Consider the following 16,913-nt stretch of genomic DNA (forward strand, 5'->3'; position numbering starts at 1 on the left):
AACTGTCATATTTGCCCTATTGCATGTGAACGCCGGGTGAATTGTGACACCCGGTTTTCATTTCGCAGCATCGTCGTGGAAATGTTCATAGACCAGCCGGGCCACCGTTTCGGAGATGCCCGAGACGGCCATGAGGTCGCTGATGCCGGCGCGCGAGACGGCCTTGGCGGTGCCGAAATGCGTCAGCAGCGCACGCTTGCGCGTGGGCCCGATGCCGGCGATCTCATCGAGCGGGTTCTTGACCATCTCTTTCTTGCGGCGGGCGCGGTGCGAGCCGATGGCGAAACGGTGTGCTTCGTCGCGCAGCCGCTGGATGAAATAGAGCACAGGATCGCGCGGCGGCAGCGTGAAGCTGTCGCGGCCGAGCGCGAAGAAGCGCTCGCGTCCCGCGTCGCGGTCGACCCCCTTGGCGACGCCGATCGCCGTCACGCAATCCTCGACGTCGAGTTCTTTGAGAATGGCGCGCACGGCGGTCATCTGGCCCTGGCCGCCGTCGATGAGGATGACATCCGGCCAGGCGGGGAAGGCACCATCATCGACAGCCTCGGCGCTCCTGTCCGGCTTGCCTTCCTCCTTCAGCAGTCGCGAGAACCGCCGGGTCATCACCTCGCGCATCATGCCGAAGTCGTCGCCGGGCGTGATGTCGGTCGATTTGATGTTGAACTTGCGGTATTGCCCTTTGACGAAGCCTTCCGGTCCCGCCACGACCATGCCGCCGACGGCATTGGTGCCCATGATGTGGGAGTTGTCGTAGATCTCGATACGGCGCGGCACGCGCTCAAGCTTGAAGGTTTCGGAGAAGACCTCGAGCAGGCGCGATTGCGAGGCGGTTTCCGCCAGCTTGCGGCCATGGGCTTCGCGCGCATTGGCAAGCGCGTGGTCGACGAGATCCTTCTTCTCGCCGCGCTGCGGCACCTGGATCGCGACCTTGTATCCGGACTTCTCGCTGAGCGCCTGGCCCAGAAGTTCCTGTTCCTCCACGGCCTCACAGAGAAGGATCTGCCGGGGGCAGGGCTTGTCGTCGTAGAACTGGGCCAGGAACTGCGAAAGCACCTCGGCCGCCGGCAGCGACGGGTCGGCCTTCGGGAAATAGGCACGGTTGCCCCAGTTCTGCCCGGTGCGGAAGAAGAAGACCTGGATGCAGGATATGCCGCCCTCGTGGTGGATGGCAAAGACGTCCGCCTCCTCGACACCGGCGGGATTGATGCCCTGGTGGCTCTGCACGTGGCTCAGCGCCGCCAGCCGGTCGCGGTAAAGGGCCGCTCGCTCGAAGTCGAGGTTCTCCGATGCTTCGCTCATGGCGGCGGCGATGGTCGCCTTCACCGACTGGCTCTTGCCAGAGAGGAAGTCCTTGGCCTCGCGCACCAGCTCCGCATAGTCGGGATCGCTGATTTCACCGGTGCAGGGCGCCGAGCAGCGCTTGATCTGGTAGAGCAGGCAGGGCCGCGTCCGGGTCTCGAAGACGCTGTCTGTACAGGTTCTGAGCAGGAAGGCGCGCTGCAGCGAATTGATCGTGCGGCCGACCGCGCCGGCGGAGGCGAAGGGACCGAAATAGTCGCCCTTGCGGCTGCGCGCGCCGCGGTGCTTGTAGAGCGCCGGCGCGCGGCTGTCGCCCGTCACCAGAATATAGGGAAACGACTTGTCGTCGCGCAAAAGCACGTTGAAGCGCGGCCTGAGGCGCTTGATTAGGTTCGCTTCGAGAAGCAGCGCCTCGATCTCGGTGCGCGTCGTCACGAACTCCATGTTTGCCGTTTCGCGCACCATGCGCGCGATGCGGTTGGAGTGGCCACGCCCCTGGGCATAGTTGTTGACGCGCTTCTTCAGGCTGCGCGCCTTGCCGACATAGAGAACGTCGCCGGCCTCGTTGAACATGCGATAGACGCCGGGCCCGTTCGGCAAGAGCTTGACGAAGGCCTGGATCAGTTCCGCGCCCTTCAATCCCTCTGTCTCGACGCGATTCTCGTTCCACTCGACAGGCGTGGCGGCGCTTTCGCTTTCCGCGACCTCGATCAGATCGTCGTCGTCTTCCGCCTCGGTGCCGTCATAGAGGATGCCGCCGTCTGTCGGCACGCGTCCGTTCATTCCACTATCTCCCTGATGTCGGGCGTTTCCCAGGCGAGGTGCTGGCCCCCGTCGAGGGCGATCATCTGTCCGGTAATCGACGGCGTGTCGAACAGGAAGCGGATCGTCCGTCCGAATTCGTCGAGCGTCGGCCCGCGTTTGAGAATCAGGGCTTCGACCTGTGCCTCAAAATCCTTCCGGTCCTGCCGCTCGTTCGGCAGCGTCGGCCCGGGGCCGATACCGTTGACGCGGATGCGCGGGGCGAGCGCCTGCGCCATCGTCCGGGTAGCCGTCCAAAGCGCCGACTTGGACAACATATAGGAATAAAAGCGCGGATTGGGAGCCCAGACGCGCTGGTCGATCACATTGACAATGAGCCCATTGGCGTCCGGCGGAAGCAATGCAGCGAAGTCGCGCGCCAACAGGGAAGGGGCCTTCACATGCAGGGCGAAGTGCTGATCCCAGATTGCTTCGTCGAAGGTGTCGAGGCTGTCCTTCTTGAACACCGAGGCATTGTTGACGAGCAGATCCAGCGGGCCAAGTGCCTCTGCGGCGCGTGCGATCAGCGTCGAAGTCTCGGCCGTATTGGTGAGATCGGCGCGAAGCGCGACGGCCTTCGTTTTACTTTTCGAGAGGGTCTCGGCCAGTGCTTCCGCTTCGGCAAATGAGGCGTCGGCGTGAATGGCGACCGAAAAGCCATGGGCCGCGAGGTCCTCAACTATAGCCTTGCCGATCCGCTTGGCGCCCCCGGTCACGAGGGCCGCCTTCCGTGCTTTCTTCACCGTTTCATCCCGCTATTTCGAATCTTCGCGTCAGCGGACGAAGATATAGGCAAGAAACGTGAGCCTGAAACACTCCCTGACAGTTCCTTGCCGAAAAATTAATGGAATTGGCGTAAATTGTATTATTTTGAAGCCTTATAGTATATCTTTCGTTAATCTTGAATTATGGTTAATAAATTCCGTGTGGCGCCAAAGCAACATCAAATTTTGGGCGTGTTTGCGCCACCAAAATTTCACATTTTGGCTCTTGTGAATCCTCATTTGCTGGCCAATTTCAACTCAACCGGGCGGGTTAATTGAAAGTTGTCCGATGTTTCACTGTGGGACCCCAAGCCCAGGGAGCATCGGTACGAAAAGGAGAATATTTATGCGTACGCTCACCACCACCCTCATGGCTTCCGCTATGACCCTCATCGCCTTCCAGGCCGCCCAGGCTGCTGATGCGATCGACGAAGTTCCGGCTGCCCCGCAGGCCGAATACACCGAGCCGGCAGTGAAGAACTGGTCGGGTGCCTATGTCGGTGGTACCGCCGATTGGCACCATGGTCAGCATGACGCGACCGGCAGCAATACGGCAGCCGGCTTCGGCGGTGGTCTCTACGGCGGCTACAACGTGCAGAGCGGTCAGATCGTATACGGCGGTGAAGCCGATGTCGGCTACTCCGGCCAGGATTCGAGCAAGGGTAACCTGCGCATGAAGCAGGGCGTCAACGGCTCGCTGCGTGCTCGCGTCGGTGTCGATCTGAACCCGGTTCTGCTTTACGGCACCGCCGGTTTGGCCGTCGGTCAGGCCAAGGGCACCGTTGGTGGCGCTTCCGACAAGAACACCATGGTCGGCTGGACCGCAGGTGCCGGCGCGGAAACCTTCGTCACCGACAACATCACCGCACGCGTCGAGTACCGTTACACGGACTACGGCTCGAAGGACTTCAAGATGGGCGGCACCAACGTCTCCTCCGGCTACGACGAGCACAGCGTTCGCGTCGGTATGGGCGTGAAGTTCTGATCGGCTTCTGCCGGATCGTAAAAAGGCCGGGGAGACCCGGCCTTTTTCATGTCCCGTCTTCGTTTCAAGCTTTGAACTTGGAATAGTCGGGGAAGTGCTTTTCAAATTTTGCCGGCCAGTTCTTGAGCTTGGCGCGGCCCTTCTGCCATTCGCCGGCAAAGCGCAACTCGATGTAGCGCAGCATCGCCGCGAGGGCGAAATGGCCGGCATGGAGCTTGGCTCCGGTCTTCGGCAGGTTGGCGTTCAGATGGTCGAGGCTGCGTTCGACCTTTTCCCATTGCCGGTCGATCCAGGGCTGATGCACCTTTTCCGGCGGGTGAAAGCGTTTTTCGTAGACGATCGCAAGCAGGCTGTCGCAGATGCCGTCACACAGCGCTTCGAGGAGCTCGACATCGGTGCGCTTGCCGGCATTCTTCGGGTAGAGCTTGCCCTTGGTCTCCCGGTCGACGAAATGCATGATCGTACGGCTGTCATAGATTGCCCGACCATCGTTAAGGATGAGCGTCGGAATCTTGCCGAGCGGATTGTTGTCGATCAGTTCCGGCGGGTTGGCGTTGGTGTCGGTCAACACGCTTTCGGCCGAATACCCCGCATAATGTGCGGCCATGCGAACCTTGTTCGAATAGGGCGAGGCGGGCGAGTACAGTATCTTCATCGAACGTCTTTCTTCTGGTGCGGTGCAATTCCCGGCGCTGCGCCGGGAGTCGCGTAAAAACAAATATCTATGGAGCCGGAGGCAGCGAAACGCTGTCTTTCCTGCATGCCTGGCGATCGACCGCCGGGCAGGGTCGGAAATTCAGCGACTTGTCGAAGCAGACCCGAATTTCTTCGAGCCTGTTGCCTTCGCACGTAACCGCGACCGCATCTTTTGTCATGCCAGGGTTTTTGGTGACGAGCGCGCTTTCGATTGCGTTGACGGACAAATTCATCTGCTGCCGGGGAGGTGAGAGCTCCGGGGGCAGGGCAAGTTTATTCCAGGCCGCGCGCGTGACGGCGAAATAGTCTTCCTGGCTGAGGCCGGAACAGGTGCCGTGCTTGCGCCATTGATGGCCAATCAGCCCCATCGATGGGATCAGGTCGAGATATTGCTTGCCGAGAGAGGCGGGCACACGATCGGACTGTCGCGTCGGGCAGAAATCCGGATAGCCCTTTTCGTTCTGAGGCCAGAGGCCGTGCACGATCAGGCCGCGGTTGCTGCCGATCTCGCATTGGCTGGATTTTCCGTTGGGATCGTTGTCGCCACACCAGGTCGGCGACCAGGAGAGCGAAAGCACGTAGAAATCGAAGCCGCTGCCGACCGGTACCGCGGTGGTCGCTTTCGCGGACTGCGTTCCGGTCGCGGCCGGCGCCTTTTCGGCGTTTTGATCGCTACAGCCGACCAGGCTGGCCGCAACGAGAAGCGCCGGCAGAAGCCGGCGCGCATCCCGGATTGCTTTCATGGTTAGCGGAGCGAGGCGCAATGCGCGCCGTAGACATACCAGGGATCAAGCCCGCCGACGCAGAACTCGATGTTTCTGCCGACGCCGGCGAAGCCCCAGGGACGTTCGATGAGATAGTAGAGCGAACGCTGCTGGCCATCCGTCATGACGGCCGTGGCAAAGCAATATTCGCGCTCGACCAGATGCGTCTCGTCACGAAACTCATGCCGGTCTTGTCCCATATTGCGGATCTCCGCGATCGAGAGATCGGCGTGCAAGTAGTTCGCAGCCCGGTACTCGAAGCGTGAGGTGATGAAGCCAAGCACCGAGGCTTCGCTGCAAACCCCTGCGTCATACGATTGGACCTGCCCGCTACCGATATAATCGGCTGCGGATGCGCCCGGCGCCGCAGCGCCGGCGAGGGAAAGCGAGATGAGAAGCGTTGCTGCGAGCGTGCGAGTCATGGGCGTCTCCCTATATCGTCACACGAGATTGCGGTGTGTCGCGCCCGTCCGTCAAGCCCCTCGGGTTGCCTGTTCTTCGCCGCGCAGCCAGAAGCAGCGTGCGGAGGCAAAGCGATCCTGTGCCAGCCGTGCTTTCAGGAACGGCAGCAGCAGGTCGAGCTCGCCTTTCAGCGTAAAGGGTGGGTTGACGATGATGAGACCAGAGCCCGAAAGGCCGGTGGTTTCGCGGTCGCTGCGGACCGACAGTTCGGCGCAGAGCATCTTCGGAATCTCGAGTGCCTTCAGCGCTTCGTGGAAAGCCTTGATCGGCGCGCCCTGCTTCAATGGATACCAGAGGCAATAGATGCCGCCGGCAAAGCGCCTATAGGCGCGCGCGAGGCCATCGGCGAGGCGTTCGTATTCGCCTTCCTTTTCGAAAGGCGGATCGACGAGAATCAGCCCGCGCTTTTCCTTCGGTGGCAGGTGGGCGCCCAGCGCCAGCCAGCCGTCGAGCTCGGTGATGCGGCTCTGGAAGTCGCCGTCGAAAAGACGGTGCAGAGTCTCATAGTCGTCCGGGTGCAGTTCCATGGCCGACAACCGGTCCTGCGGCCGGAAAAGCATGCGCGCCAGCTTCGGCGAGCCGGGATAAAGCGTCAGCTCGGTGCCGGGATTGAGCGTGCGGATGGAGGAAAGATAGGGCGCAAGGATCACCGCGACCTCGGGCGGTAGATCACCGTCGAGCAGCCGGCCGATGCCGTCGCGCCATTCGCCGGTTTTCTGTGCCTCTTCGCTGGAGAGGTCGTAGAGCCCGGTGCCGGCATGGGTGTCGAGCACGCGAAACGCCTTCTCCTTCTGCTGGAGATAGGTGACAAGCCGCGCCAGCACCGCATGTTTCAGGACGTCGGCGAAATTGCCCGCGTGGTAGATGTGCCGATAGTTCATGAGCGCCGCCGATGGCCGTGATCAATTGTTTCGATGGGTCAACGATTGGCTCTTTGAGCCCGTTTGTCGATGCCATATAGAAAAGCCATGAACGTTGCGACCCCTATCAGAACAGAAAAATCGATCGGCCATTCGGTCTGTCCGCACGACTGTCCCTCCGCTTGCGCGCTGGAGGTCGACCTGACCGCCGAAGGGCGCATCGGCCGCGTGCGTGGCGCATCCGCCAACACCTATACCGCCGGCGTGATCTGCGCCAAGGTGGCGCGCTATTCCGAGCGCATCTACCATCCGGGCCGTCTCATGGTGCCGAAGCGCCGCAGGGGGGCCAAGGGCGAGGGCAACTGGCAGGAGGTGAGCTGGGAGGCGGCGCTCGACGAGATCGCCGAGCAGTTCATCCGCGCCGAACAGAAGCACGGGGCGGAGGCCGTCTGGCCGTATTTCTATGCCGGCACCATGGGCCAGGTGCAGCGCGACTCCATCGAGCGGCTGCGCCACGCCAAGCGCTATTCCGGTTTCTTCGGCTCGATCTGCACCAACATGGCCTGGACCGGCTTTACCATGGCGACCGGCGCCTTGCGCGGCCCCGACCCGCGCGAGATGGCGAGGGCTGATTGCGTTGTGATCTGGGGGACAAACGCGGTCGCGACCCAGGTCAACGTGATGACGCACGCGGTCAAGGCCCGCAAGGACCGCGGCGCCAAGATCGTCGTCATCGACATCTATGACAATCCGACGGTGAAGCAGGCGGACATGGGCCTGGTGCTGAAGCCCGGTACCGACGCAGCACTCGCCTGTGCGGTCATGCACATCGCCTTCCGCGACGGCTATGCCGACCGGGCCTATATGGCGGAATTCGCCGACGATCCGGCCGGGCTTGAGGCGCATCTCCAGTCGCGCGGGCCCGAATGGGCATCTGCCATCACCGGTCTGCCGGTCGAGGAAATCGAAGCCTTCGCCAAACTGGTCGGCACGACGCCCAGAACCTATTTCCGGCTCGGCTATGGCTTCACGCGCCAGCGCAATGGCTCGGTCGCGATCCATGCTGCGGCCTCCGTGGCAACGGTTCTCGGCTCCTGGAAGCACGAGGGCGGCGGGGCCTTCCACTCCAACAACGACATCTTCAAGCTCGACAAGCGCGAGCTGGTCGGTTCGGCCTTCCACGATCCGGACGTGCGCATGCTCGACCAGTCGCAGATCGGCCGGGTGCTGACCGGTGACGCCGAGGCACTGCGCCATCGCGGCCCGGTGACGGCGATGCTGATCCAGAACACCAATCCGGTGAACGTCGCGCCGGAGCAACGGCTGGTGAAGCGCGGTTTTCTGCGCGACGACCTGTTCGTCGCCGTGCACGAGCAGTTCATGACGGACACGGCTGATGTCGCCGATATCGTTCTGCCGGCCACCATGTTCCTCGAACATGACGATCTCTATCGCGGCGGCGGACACCAGCACATCCTGATCGGCCCGAAGGTGGTTGAGCCGCCATCGACCGTGCGCACCAACCTCTTCGTGATCGAGGAACTGGCCAAGCGCCTGGGCGTCGCCGACCATGCCGGCTTCGGCCTGACGGAGCACCAGCATATCGACCGGCTGCTTGCCAATTACGGCATCGGCTACGAGGAGATGAAGCAGGAGAAGTGGCTGGACTGTCAGCCGGCCTTCGAGGAAGCGCACTACCTCAAGGGGTTCAGCCATCCCGACGGCAAGTTCCGCTTCAGGGCGGACTGGACGGGAACGCCCGCGCCGAACCGGCCGCCGAAATCCATGGGCATTCAGGGGCCGCACGCGGCACTGCCGGATTTCCCCGACCATGTCGACCTGATCGAGGTCGCCGACGCCGAGCATCCTTTCCGCCTTGCGACTTCGCCGGCGCGCTCTTTCCTCAACTCGACCTTTGCCGAGACGCCGTCCTCGATCCAGAAGGAAGTGCGCCCGGAAGTGATGATCCATGCCGAGGACGCTGCAGCGCTCGGCATTGCCGATGGCGATGTCGTTCAGCTCGGCAACGAACGCGGAGAGGTTCGCCTGCACGCCAAGATTGGCGGCGGTACGCGCCGCGGCGTGGTGATCGCCGAGGGGCTGTGGCCGAACGGCGCCCATCTCGACGGCGAGGGGATCAACGTTCTGACCGGTGCCGATGCGGTGGCGCCCTATGGCGGTGCCGCTTTTCACGACAACAGGGTCTGGGTAAGGCTCGCGCCCTAGATCATCGCACGACGGTAACCTCGGAGGCCTCATGCTCTAGAATCAAAGTGCTAGAGCGGCTGGATTGCTCCCACCAACGAAGGATTTCGCATGAGTATGCATCACGATCCGCGCGTCAGGATCATCGGTCGCCGAACCCTGTGGGACGGGTTCATCCATCTCGAGGAGGTAACCCTCGAACAGGACATGTCGAATGGCGTGACCGCGACGCTGAAGCGAGAGGTGCACGATCACGGCAGTGCGGCGACGATCCTGCTCGTCGACACCAGGCGCCAGAGCGTGGTGCTGGTGCGGCAACTGCGCGTTCCCGTCCTGCTGCAGGGCGGCCCGGCCTACATGATCGAGGCGGTGGCGGGGCTGCTGGATGACGATACCCCCGAAATCGCGATCGCCCGCGAGGCATTGGAAGAGACCGGCTACCATGTCGAGGGTGCCACCCATCTTTTCGATGCCTATATGAGCCCTGGCGCGATCACCGAGCGCACGAGCTTCTTCGTCGGCTGTATCGACATTAGCGAGAAACGCGGCGACGGCGGCGGGCTTGCGCATGAGGGCGAGGACATCGAAGTTCTCGAAATACCGCTCGATGAGGCCCTGGCGATGATAGCCACCGGCGAGATCTGCGACGCCAAGACGATCATGCTGCTGCAATGGGCAAGGCTCAACCGCCATGAACTTATCGGCTAAATCATTGTTTTACAAGAACATAATTTATTACGGATATTTCACTTTTTGATCCGTATCGGCTGAGCTAAAGCGCTGATGTCTTCATCATTGACATGGGCGCCCCATGACATCCTCCCTTTCGCAAAGCCCCACCGACGACGAACAGCAAGCGGAGGGAGGCTGGCTCGCCTTCCTGCGCCGCAACCGTCGCTATCTTTCGGCTGCCGGTACGCTGTTCGTAATCGCCCTGTTCGGCGTCGCGATCTTTCACCTGACATCGGAAGTGCAGTACGACGAAGTCGTGCAGGCCTTGGCGGAGACGTCCTGGACGTCGGTCGCGGCAGCGGTATTCTGCACAGCCCTGAGCTTCCTGGCGCTGACCTTCTATGATGTCAGTGCGCTTGATTACGTCAGGCGGAAACTGCCCTATGCCGATGTGGCGCTGACGGCTGCTTGCGCCTATGCGGTCGGCAATACCGCGGGCTTTGGCGCATTGAGCGGTGGCGCAATCCGCTACCGGTCCTATTCCCGCCTCGGCGTCGAGCCGGAAAAGATTGCCCGGATCATCGCCTTTGTGACGCTCGCCTTCGGCCTCGGGCTTCTGACGGTGACCTGCCTCAGCCTGCTTGCGGTCGGCGAATATGTGGCGCCGATGACCGGGCTGGATCCCCTCCTACTGCGCCTGATCGCCGCCGCCGTCCTCGGTGGATTGTTCACCGTGTTCTTCCTTGCACGCGATGGACGCGAGGTCAGCCTCGGACGCATGACGCTGCGGCTGCCGGATTCGCGCACCGTCTCGCGCCAGTTCCTGGTGACGGCACTCGATCTCGCCGCTTCGGCGACTGTCCTCTACGTGCTCCTGCCGGTCGGCACCATCGGCTGGCCGGCCTTCCTCGCGGTCTATTCGCTCGCTGTCGGTGTCGGTGTTCTCAGCCATGTTCCCGCCGGCCTCGGCGTCTTCGAGACGATCATCATCGCGACGCTCAGTCACAACACCGATGTCGATGCCATTCTCGGCGCGCTGGTTCTCTATCGCGTGATCTATCACGTGCTGCCTCTCGTGATCGCGATTGCCGTCGTTATCGGCATCGAGCTCCGGCAGCTTTCCGGTCATCCGGTTGCCTCGAGCGTGCGGCGCATCGGCGGCCGTATGACGCCGTTGCTGCTTGCGACGCTCGGCATCGTGCTGGCGATCATGCTGGTGCTTTCGAGCGTGACGCCGACGCCGGACGAAAACCTGGCTTTTCTGGAAAGTCTGCTGCCCTTGCCGATCGTCGAGGGCGCCCATTTCCTCGCAAGCCTGCTCGGACTGGCGCTCGTCGTTGTCTCCCGTGGTCTTGCCCTGCGCCTTGATGGCGCCTGGTGGGCGTCCATCGCGATTGCGATGGCAGCGCTTCTGCTGTCGCTCATCAAGGCGGTCGCGGTGGTGGAGGCGGGCATGCTTGCCTTCTTCCTCCTGGGATTGATTGTCAGCCGGCGCCTGTTCGCCCGTCCGGCATCGCTCTTCGGTCAGGCGCTCACCATACCGTGGCTGACGGCGCTCGGGGTTATCTGCCTGGGCGGATTGATCGTGCTGCTCTTCGTCTACCGCGATGTCGAGTACAGCCATGAACTCTGGTGGCAGTTCGAATTCTCTGCCGAGGCTCCGCGTGGGCTTCGGGCACTCCTCGGCGTGACGATCGGTTCGAGCCTGCTTGCGATCTGGAGCCTGATGCGTCCGGCAACCGGGGCAGCGGAGCCCGCCTCTGATGATGCGATGGAGCGGGCTCTGGCGATCGTCGAGGCACAGGACATGTCCGACGCCAATCTGGTGCGCATGGGCGACAAAAGCATCCTGTTTTCCGCCGATGGGCGCGCTTTCATCATGTACGGCCAGCGCGCCCGTTCCTGGATCGCGCTTTTTGATCCCGTCGGCCCTATCGATGCCTGGCCGGAGCTGATCTGGCAGTTCATCGAAAAGGCACGCGCCTCGGGGTGCCGGGCGGTTTTCTATCAGGTCGCTCCCGACGGCCTTGCCTACTATGCTGATGCGGGGCTGCGTGCCTTCCGGCTCGGCGAACTGGCGCGCGTCGACCTCACCCGCTTCGAAATGAAGGGCGGCAAGTGGGCAAACCTGCGCCAGCAGGTCAGCCGTGCCCAGCGTGACGGGCTCGAGTTCCAGGTCGTATCACCTGGAGAGGTCCCCGGGATCATGGATGACCTGACGGCGGTTTCCGATGCCTGGCTGGAACATCACAACGCCAAGGAAAAGGGTTTCTCGCTTGGTGCCTTCGATCCCGACTATCTGGCCCAGCAGCCGGTGGCGATCCTCACCTGCGAGGGACGCATCGTCGCCTTCGCCAACATCCTGGTGACGGGGTCCAAGGAGGAGGGGACCGTCGATCTGATGCGCTTTGCGCCGGATGCGCCGAAAGGGGCGATGGATTTCCTCTTCGCTCAGGTCATGGAATATCTGAAGGCGGAGGGCTATCGCACCTTCAATCTCGGCATGGCGCCGCTATCGGGCATGTCGACGCGCCAGATCGCGCCGGTGTGGGATCGAGCCGGCCGCACCTTCTTCGAACACGGCGAGCGCTTCTACAACTTCAAGGGCTTGCGTGCCTTCAAGTCGAAGTTTCATCCGCAGTGGCAACCGCGCTATCTTGTCGCCAGCGGCGGCATCAATCCGATCCTCGCCTTGATGGATGCGACGTTCCTGATCGGCGGCGGCCTCAAGGGAGTGGTGAAGAAATGATCCGTGTTGCGAACGCTTGGAAATGCCTCGCCTCGGCAGCGCTGCTGCTTTCGTCTTCCACTCTTCCCGCTTCCGCAGACGACGCGCCGAAGAGCTACGATACCGGGATGATCCCGTCGCCGCGCATCATGTTGCCCAAGGAAAAAGCGGCCGCACTGGTGGTTCTGCTTTCGGATGCCGGTGGCTGGACGGACAAGGAGCAGGCGATCGCCGATACGCTCACCGGCGACAAAACCGTCGTCATCGGCGTCGACCTCAATGCCTATCTCGCCTCGCTTGCCAAGGACGACGGCGATTGCATCTACATGGTCTCCGATATCGAGTCGCTCAGCCAACAGGTGCAGCGCGCAGTCGGCACCGACGCCTATCAGTTGCCCATTGTCGCGGGCGTCGGCGCGGGCGGCGCGATGGCGCTTGCAATTGCCGCCCAGACTCCGCCGGCGACGATCGGCCAGACGCTGGCCGTCGACCCGGAAGCGGGGATCGCGCTCGAGAAGCAGCTCTGCACACCGGCTGATAAAGTGCGGAAGGATGGCCGGATGGTCTATGGGCTGACCGACGGCGCCTTACCGGACCCGGTCTCCGTGGTCTTTTCTCCGGCAGCCTCCGCGGATGGCCGGGCACATGTGGCGGCACTCATCGCGAAACATCCGGATATCGAGCAGGAAGACAGCGATGACGACGCCTTCACGGCCTTGTCCGATCACCTCACCGATCTGATCGACAGCCAGCGCGATGCCGGCAACCCCTTTGGCCTGCCGCTGACCGTTCTCGACGCGAAGCCGACGCGCGATACGATGGCAGTGATCTACTCGGGCGACGGTGGCTGGCGCGACATCGACAAGGAGGTCGGCGACGTCCTCCAGCAGCAAGGCGTGCCCGTCGTCGGCTTCGATTCCTTGCATTATTTCTGGTCCGAGCGGGACCCGCAGGCGACTGCGGACGATCTTGCCAAGGTCATGACCTACTATCGTAAGCACTGGAACGTCCGCAATGTGCTCCTGATTGGCTATTCCTTCGGTGCCGACGTTTTGCCGCGAACCTTCAACCTGCTGCCATCAGGCGAGAAGGCCCATGTCCGCCAGGTGACGCTGATGGCGCTCTCGCACATGGTCGACTACAAGGTTTCGGTGCTCGGTTGGCTGGGCGCAGAGGGCGATGGCAAGGGCGGCGATCCGCTCGACGATATCAAGCGCATCGATCCCACGCTCGTGCAATGTATCTACGGCACGGACGAAGAGGACGATGCCTGCCCTGAATTGAAGGGTACCGGTGTCGATGTCATCGGCATCGATGGTGGCCACCACTTCGACGAGGATTATCCGGCACTGACGCGACGGGTGCTTGGTGCGCTCGATCGAAGGCTGGCGTCGGCGAAGTAAACTGCTGTCGCTCACGACAGCCGCGGACTATCACGCCGCCGGTGAAATCAGCGTGCCCGTTGCCTCGCGAGCGCCATCGATCACCGCGCGGCCGCCTTCCATGCGCACCTTGCCCTCTGCCATCATTCGCAGCGCCATCGGATAGGTGCGGTGCTCGACGGTCAGCACCCGTGCAGCAAGGCTGTCGGACGTATCGCCGGGGAGAACCGGCACGACCGCCTGGGCGAGGATCGGGCCCTCGTCCATGCCTTCGGTGACGAAGTGCACGGTGCAGCCGGCGACCTTCATGCCGGCGTCGATCGCGCGCTGGTGCGTATGCAAGCCCGGAAACAGCGGCAGCAGCGAGGGATGGATGTTGAGAATCCGCCCTTCATGGCGCTGGATGAACGTCGCGGAGAGCAGCCGCATGTAGCCCGCCAGGCAGATGATGTCGGGCGAAAGGCGATCGAGTTCGGCAAGGATTGCCGCCTCGTGCGCGTCCTTGCTCTCGAAATCCTTGCGCTGGAAGCTCCTCGTTGGAATCCCGAGCGCCGCCGCCTTTGCGAGCCCGCCGGCATCCGCCTTGTCGGCGATGACGGCAACGATCTCGGCCGGGAAACCGGGTTCCGCCGCCGCCTTTGCGAGCGCCAGCATGTTGGAGCCGCCGCCCGAAATGAAGACGACGACCCGCTTCTTGCCTAACGTCACATCGCTCGTCATAGGGCGAGGCTGCCCTTGTAGATCGTGCCGGCAGCACCTTCGGCGCGCGCGACCATCCGGCCGAGGGTAAAGACGGTTTCGCCTTCGCCGGTCAGCACGGCCGAAACCTCTGCGGCCTTGTCGGCGGGAACGACGACGATCATGCCGACGCCGCAATTGAAGGTACGCAGCATTTCATTGGCAGCAACGCCGCCGGTCTGAGCGAGCCAGGAGAACACCTTCGGCGCCTTGATTGCATCGAGGTCGATTTCAGCCGCCAGGTGCTTCGGCAGCACGCGCGGAATGTTCTCCGGGAAGCCGCCGCCGGTGATGTGGGCGAGCGCCTTGATCGCGCCGGTCTCGCGGATTGCCTTCAGAAGCGGCTTCACATAGATGCGCGTCGGCGTCATCAACAGGTCGGCGAGCGTGCCTTCGCCGAACGGAGCAGGGGCGTCCCAGGCAAGGCCCGAGAGCGAAACGATCTTGCGTACCAGCGAATAGCCGTTGGAATGAACGCCCGACGAGGCGAGGCCGAGAATGACGTCGCCTTCGCCGATGTCGCCGGCGGGAAGCAACTGACCGCGTTCGGCGGCGCCGACGGCAAAGCCCGCAAGGTCATAGTCGCCGCCCGAATACATGCCCGGCATTTCCGCGGTCTCTCCGCCGATCAGCGCACAGCCCGCTTCCCGGCAGCCGCTGGCAATGCCGGCGACGATGGCCGCACCCTGATCCGGGTCGAGTTTGCCGGTGGCGAAGTAATCGAGGAAGAACAGCGGTTCGGCGCCCTGGACCACTAGGTCGTTGACGCACATGGCGACGAGGTCGATCCCGACGGTGTCATGCTTGTTGGCGTCGATGGCAATCTTGAGCTTGGTGCCGACGCCGTCATTGGCGGCAACCAGAACCGGGTCGGTAAAGCCCGCTGCCTTGAGATCGAAGAGGCCACCGAAGCCGCCGATCTCGCCGTCGGCACCAGGGCGCCTGGTCGAGCGCACATGCGGCTTGATCTTCTCGACCATCAGGTTACCGGCGTCGATATCCACGCCCGCGTCGCTATAGGTGAGGCCGTTCTTTCCCGACTGGCTCATGCTCGTTCTCCAAGGCTCGTCGTGCGACAGGTAATTTGCGGATGCGATTGGCACGGCAGGCAAGGGAGTGCAAGCCGAGAGCTGTCGTCAACGGCGTTTTTTCAACATTTTGCCCATATCCCACGATGGAAGCGAGCGAGTATGGCTCCAAACCACACGCTCCCGCCCGGTTGGACTTGACCGGCGCCCGCGCCGCCCCCTATCTCCTTTGAAGGATTGTGATACGCGATCGGTGCGCGCGGCGCGCTAGAGCGGGATGAGAAGAAGTGCGTGCGGCCTTCCGTCCGCGTCCCGCTCTCACTTATGAGAAACGATCACGATGATTTTGGGCCGATCCGACCTAAAATCATCGTGATCTAAAGGGAGCGTCATGGATATCAAGGTCAGCGGTTCCGGATTGCAGCGCCAGGTCATCTTCTGGCTGCTGGTGCTTGCCGCCTTCATTGCCTTCCTCATGGTTTTCAGCTCGATCCTGCTGCCGTTCCTTGCCGGCATGGCGCTTGCCTATTTCCTCGATCCGGTCGCCGACCGGCTCGAGCGGCTCGGCCTTAGCCGGCTGATGGCAACGGTCGTCATCCTGATCGGCTTCGTCGTCGTCTTCGTGCTTGCACTGATGATCATCATTCCCGTGATCGTCAGCCAGGCTTCGGATTTCATCGCGAACATCCCGGGCTACGCCGCCAAGCTGCAGTTGCTCGTCAACGAAGCGCAGACACGGCTCATTCCGGATTGGCTGGCGAGCCAGATGCCGTCGCTGAAGCAAAGTTCCGGCAAGCTGCTGGAACAGGGAGCCGCCTTCCTGGGCACGCTCTTCCAGCAGATCTGGAACTCCGGCGTGGCTTTGCTCGACGTCATCTCGCTGCTCGTCGTTACCCCCGTCGTCGCCTTCTACATTCTGCTCGACTGGGACCGGATGGTCGAGAAGGTCGATAGCTGGGTGCCGCGCGACCATGTGACGACGGTGCGCCAGATCGCCCGGGACATGAACACGACGATTGCCGGTTTCGTGCGCGGGCAGGGTTCGCTCTGCGTTATTCTCGGCCTTTACTATGGCATCGGCCTGTCGCTCGTCGGTCTCAATTTCGGCCTGCTGATCGGCCTATTCGCCGGCATGATCAGTTTCATTCCCTACGTCGGGTCCCTGGTCGGCCTCGTGCTCGCCGTCGGCGTCGCCCTGGTGCAGTTCTGGCCGGATTATCTCTGGATCGGCCTCGTGCTGGCAGTCTTCTTCAGCGGCCAGTTCATGGAGGGCAACATCCTCCAGCCGAAGCTGGTGGGCAAAAGCGTCGGCCTGCATCCGGTCTGGCTGATGTTTGCCCTGCTTGCTTTCGGCGCGCTCTTCGGCTTCGTCGGTCTGCTGGTGGCGGTGCCGGCGGCAGCGGCCATCGGCGTGCTTGTCCGCTTCGGCATCCAGCGGTACCTTGATAGCGACCTCTATCACGGGCACGGCAAGGCCGTGGAAAAGAAGGCGAAGAGCGACAAGGCCGCCTGATTTCCGACGATTGTCC

General features: G+C 62.5%; 14 protein-coding genes. 6 read left to right on the forward strand and 8 right to left on the reverse strand.

Annotation, left to right across the window (positions count from 1 at the left end):
• Window positions 1-57: 57 nt before the first annotated feature.
• Both uvrC and BHMPCIPO_RS06990 read right to left on the reverse strand, forming a co-directional pair.
• Entirely contained in the window at window positions 58-2,082 is a 2,025-nt protein-coding gene (gene uvrC / locus BHMPCIPO_RS06985) for an excinuclease ABC subunit UvrC (protein ID WP_173516087.1), read from the reverse strand.
• On the reverse strand, window positions 2,079-2,843 hold the full coding sequence (locus BHMPCIPO_RS06990; RefSeq protein WP_173516088.1) for an SDR family oxidoreductase: 765 nt from the start codon (window positions 2,841-2,843) through the stop codon (window positions 2,079-2,081). The genes uvrC and BHMPCIPO_RS06990 overlap by 4 nt, the downstream gene beginning before the upstream one ends.
• A 367-nt stretch (window positions 2,844-3,210) precedes the next feature.
• Between BHMPCIPO_RS06990 and BHMPCIPO_RS06995 the strand changes: the two genes are divergently transcribed.
• The gene (locus tag BHMPCIPO_RS06995; protein ID WP_173516089.1) at window positions 3,211-3,849 is read left to right on the forward strand and encodes an outer membrane protein; all 639 of its coding nucleotides are present in this window, start codon (window positions 3,211-3,213) and stop codon (window positions 3,847-3,849) included.
• Window positions 3,850-3,913: 64 nt separating this feature from the next.
• Here BHMPCIPO_RS06995 and BHMPCIPO_RS07000 read toward each other — a convergent pair whose 3' ends face one another.
• The 4 genes from BHMPCIPO_RS07000 to BHMPCIPO_RS07015 all read right to left on the reverse strand — a co-directional run bounded on the left by BHMPCIPO_RS07000 (window position 3,914) and on the right by BHMPCIPO_RS07015 (window position 6,652).
• On the reverse strand, window positions 3,914-4,504 hold the full coding sequence (locus BHMPCIPO_RS07000) for a glutathione S-transferase (protein ID WP_173516090.1): 591 nt from the start codon (window positions 4,502-4,504) through the stop codon (window positions 3,914-3,916).
• Between the two features lie 67 nt (window positions 4,505-4,571).
• Window positions 4,572-5,288 carry a ribonuclease T2 family protein gene (locus BHMPCIPO_RS07005; protein ID WP_173516091.1) on the reverse strand — a complete coding sequence of 239 codons (717 nt, stop codon included), beginning with the start codon at window positions 5,286-5,288 and terminating at the stop codon, window positions 4,572-4,574.
• Window positions 5,289-5,290: 2 nt separating this feature from the next.
• On the reverse strand, window positions 5,291-5,731 hold the full coding sequence (locus tag BHMPCIPO_RS07010) for a hypothetical protein (RefSeq protein WP_173516092.1): 441 nt from the start codon (window positions 5,729-5,731) through the stop codon (window positions 5,291-5,293).
• 51 nt (window positions 5,732-5,782) lie between these two features.
• The gene (locus BHMPCIPO_RS07015; RefSeq protein WP_173516093.1) at window positions 5,783-6,652 is read right to left on the reverse strand and encodes a 23S rRNA (adenine(2030)-N(6))-methyltransferase RlmJ; all 870 of its coding nucleotides are present in this window, start codon (window positions 6,650-6,652) and stop codon (window positions 5,783-5,785) included.
• Window positions 6,653-6,721: 69 nt separating this feature from the next.
• On the opposite strand from BHMPCIPO_RS07015, the gene BHMPCIPO_RS07020 reads away from it, so the two are divergent.
• The 4 genes from BHMPCIPO_RS07020 (at window position 6,722) to BHMPCIPO_RS07035 (ending at window position 13,639) form a co-directional block, all read left to right on the forward strand.
• A complete protein-coding gene (locus tag BHMPCIPO_RS07020) occupies window positions 6,722-8,857 on the forward strand; it encodes a molybdopterin-containing oxidoreductase family protein (RefSeq protein WP_173516094.1) in 2,136 nt (711 codons plus the stop codon).
• 90 nt (window positions 8,858-8,947) lie between these two features.
• Entirely contained in the window at window positions 8,948-9,544 is a 597-nt protein-coding gene (locus tag BHMPCIPO_RS07025) for an NUDIX domain-containing protein (protein WP_173516095.1), read from the forward strand.
• Between the two features lie 103 nt (window positions 9,545-9,647).
• A complete protein-coding gene (gene mprF, locus BHMPCIPO_RS07030; protein ID WP_173516096.1) occupies window positions 9,648-12,257 on the forward strand; it encodes a bifunctional lysylphosphatidylglycerol flippase/synthetase MprF in 2,610 nt (869 codons plus the stop codon).
• Entirely contained in the window at window positions 12,254-13,639 is a 1,386-nt protein-coding gene (locus BHMPCIPO_RS07035; protein ID WP_173516097.1) for a virulence factor family protein, read from the forward strand. The genes mprF and BHMPCIPO_RS07035 overlap by 4 nt, the downstream gene beginning before the upstream one ends.
• Window positions 13,640-13,669: 30 nt before the next feature.
• On the opposite strand, the gene purN is transcribed toward BHMPCIPO_RS07035, so the two are convergent.
• Together purN and purM are read right to left on the reverse strand one after the other, a co-directional pair.
• Window positions 13,670-14,338 carry a phosphoribosylglycinamide formyltransferase gene (purN, locus tag BHMPCIPO_RS07040; RefSeq protein WP_173516098.1) on the reverse strand — a complete coding sequence of 223 codons (669 nt, stop codon included), beginning with the start codon at window positions 14,336-14,338 and terminating at the stop codon, window positions 13,670-13,672.
• Window positions 14,335-15,405 (reverse strand): phosphoribosylformylglycinamidine cyclo-ligase, encoded by a 1,071-nt coding sequence (gene purM, locus BHMPCIPO_RS07045; RefSeq protein ID WP_173516099.1) that lies wholly within the window; start codon window positions 15,403-15,405, stop codon window positions 14,335-14,337. The genes purN and purM overlap by 4 nt, the downstream gene beginning before the upstream one ends.
• Before the next feature lie 370 nt (window positions 15,406-15,775).
• Between purM and BHMPCIPO_RS07050 the strand changes: the two genes are divergently transcribed.
• Complete coding sequence (locus BHMPCIPO_RS07050) at window positions 15,776-16,897, forward strand: AI-2E family transporter (RefSeq protein WP_173516100.1); 1,122 nt, start codon at window positions 15,776-15,778, stop codon at window positions 16,895-16,897.
• Window positions 16,898-16,913: the final 16 nt, after the last annotated feature.

The sequence above is a fragment of the Ensifer sesbaniae genome (assembly GCF_013283665.1).
Lineage (GTDB): Bacteria > Pseudomonadota > Alphaproteobacteria > Rhizobiales > Rhizobiaceae > Ensifer > Ensifer sesbaniae.

Excerpts from the sequence above, each read along its gene's own strand:
- uvrC (WP_173516087.1), bottom strand. The coding sequence starts at position 2,082 with ATGAACGGACGCGTGCCGACAGACGGCGGCATCCTCTATGACGGCACC.
- BHMPCIPO_RS06995 (WP_173516089.1), top strand. The coding sequence starts at position 3,211 with ATGCGTACGCTCACCACCACCCTCATGGCTTCCGCTATGACCCTCATC.
- BHMPCIPO_RS07000 (WP_173516090.1), bottom strand. The coding sequence starts at position 4,504 with ATGAAGATACTGTACTCGCCCGCCTCGCCCTATTCGAACAAGGTTCGC.
- BHMPCIPO_RS07005 (WP_173516091.1), bottom strand. The coding sequence starts at position 5,288 with ATGAAAGCAATCCGGGATGCGCGCCGGCTTCTGCCGGCGCTTCTCGTT.
- BHMPCIPO_RS07010 (WP_173516092.1), bottom strand. The coding sequence starts at position 5,731 with ATGACTCGCACGCTCGCAGCAACGCTTCTCATCTCGCTTTCCCTCGCC.
- BHMPCIPO_RS07015 (WP_173516093.1), bottom strand. The coding sequence starts at position 6,652 with ATGAACTATCGGCACATCTACCACGCGGGCAATTTCGCCGACGTCCTG.
- BHMPCIPO_RS07020 (WP_173516094.1), top strand. The coding sequence starts at position 6,722 with ATGCCATATAGAAAAGCCATGAACGTTGCGACCCCTATCAGAACAGAA.
- BHMPCIPO_RS07025 (WP_173516095.1), top strand. The coding sequence starts at position 8,948 with ATGAGTATGCATCACGATCCGCGCGTCAGGATCATCGGTCGCCGAACC.
- mprF (WP_173516096.1), top strand. The coding sequence starts at position 9,648 with ATGACATCCTCCCTTTCGCAAAGCCCCACCGACGACGAACAGCAAGCG.
- BHMPCIPO_RS07035 (WP_173516097.1), top strand. The coding sequence starts at position 12,254 with ATGATCCGTGTTGCGAACGCTTGGAAATGCCTCGCCTCGGCAGCGCTG.
- purN (WP_173516098.1), bottom strand. The coding sequence starts at position 14,338 with ATGACGAGCGATGTGACGTTAGGCAAGAAGCGGGTCGTCGTCTTCATT.
- purM (WP_173516099.1), bottom strand. The coding sequence starts at position 15,405 with ATGAGCCAGTCGGGAAAGAACGGCCTCACCTATAGCGACGCGGGCGTG.
- BHMPCIPO_RS07050 (WP_173516100.1), top strand. The coding sequence starts at position 15,776 with ATGGATATCAAGGTCAGCGGTTCCGGATTGCAGCGCCAGGTCATCTTC.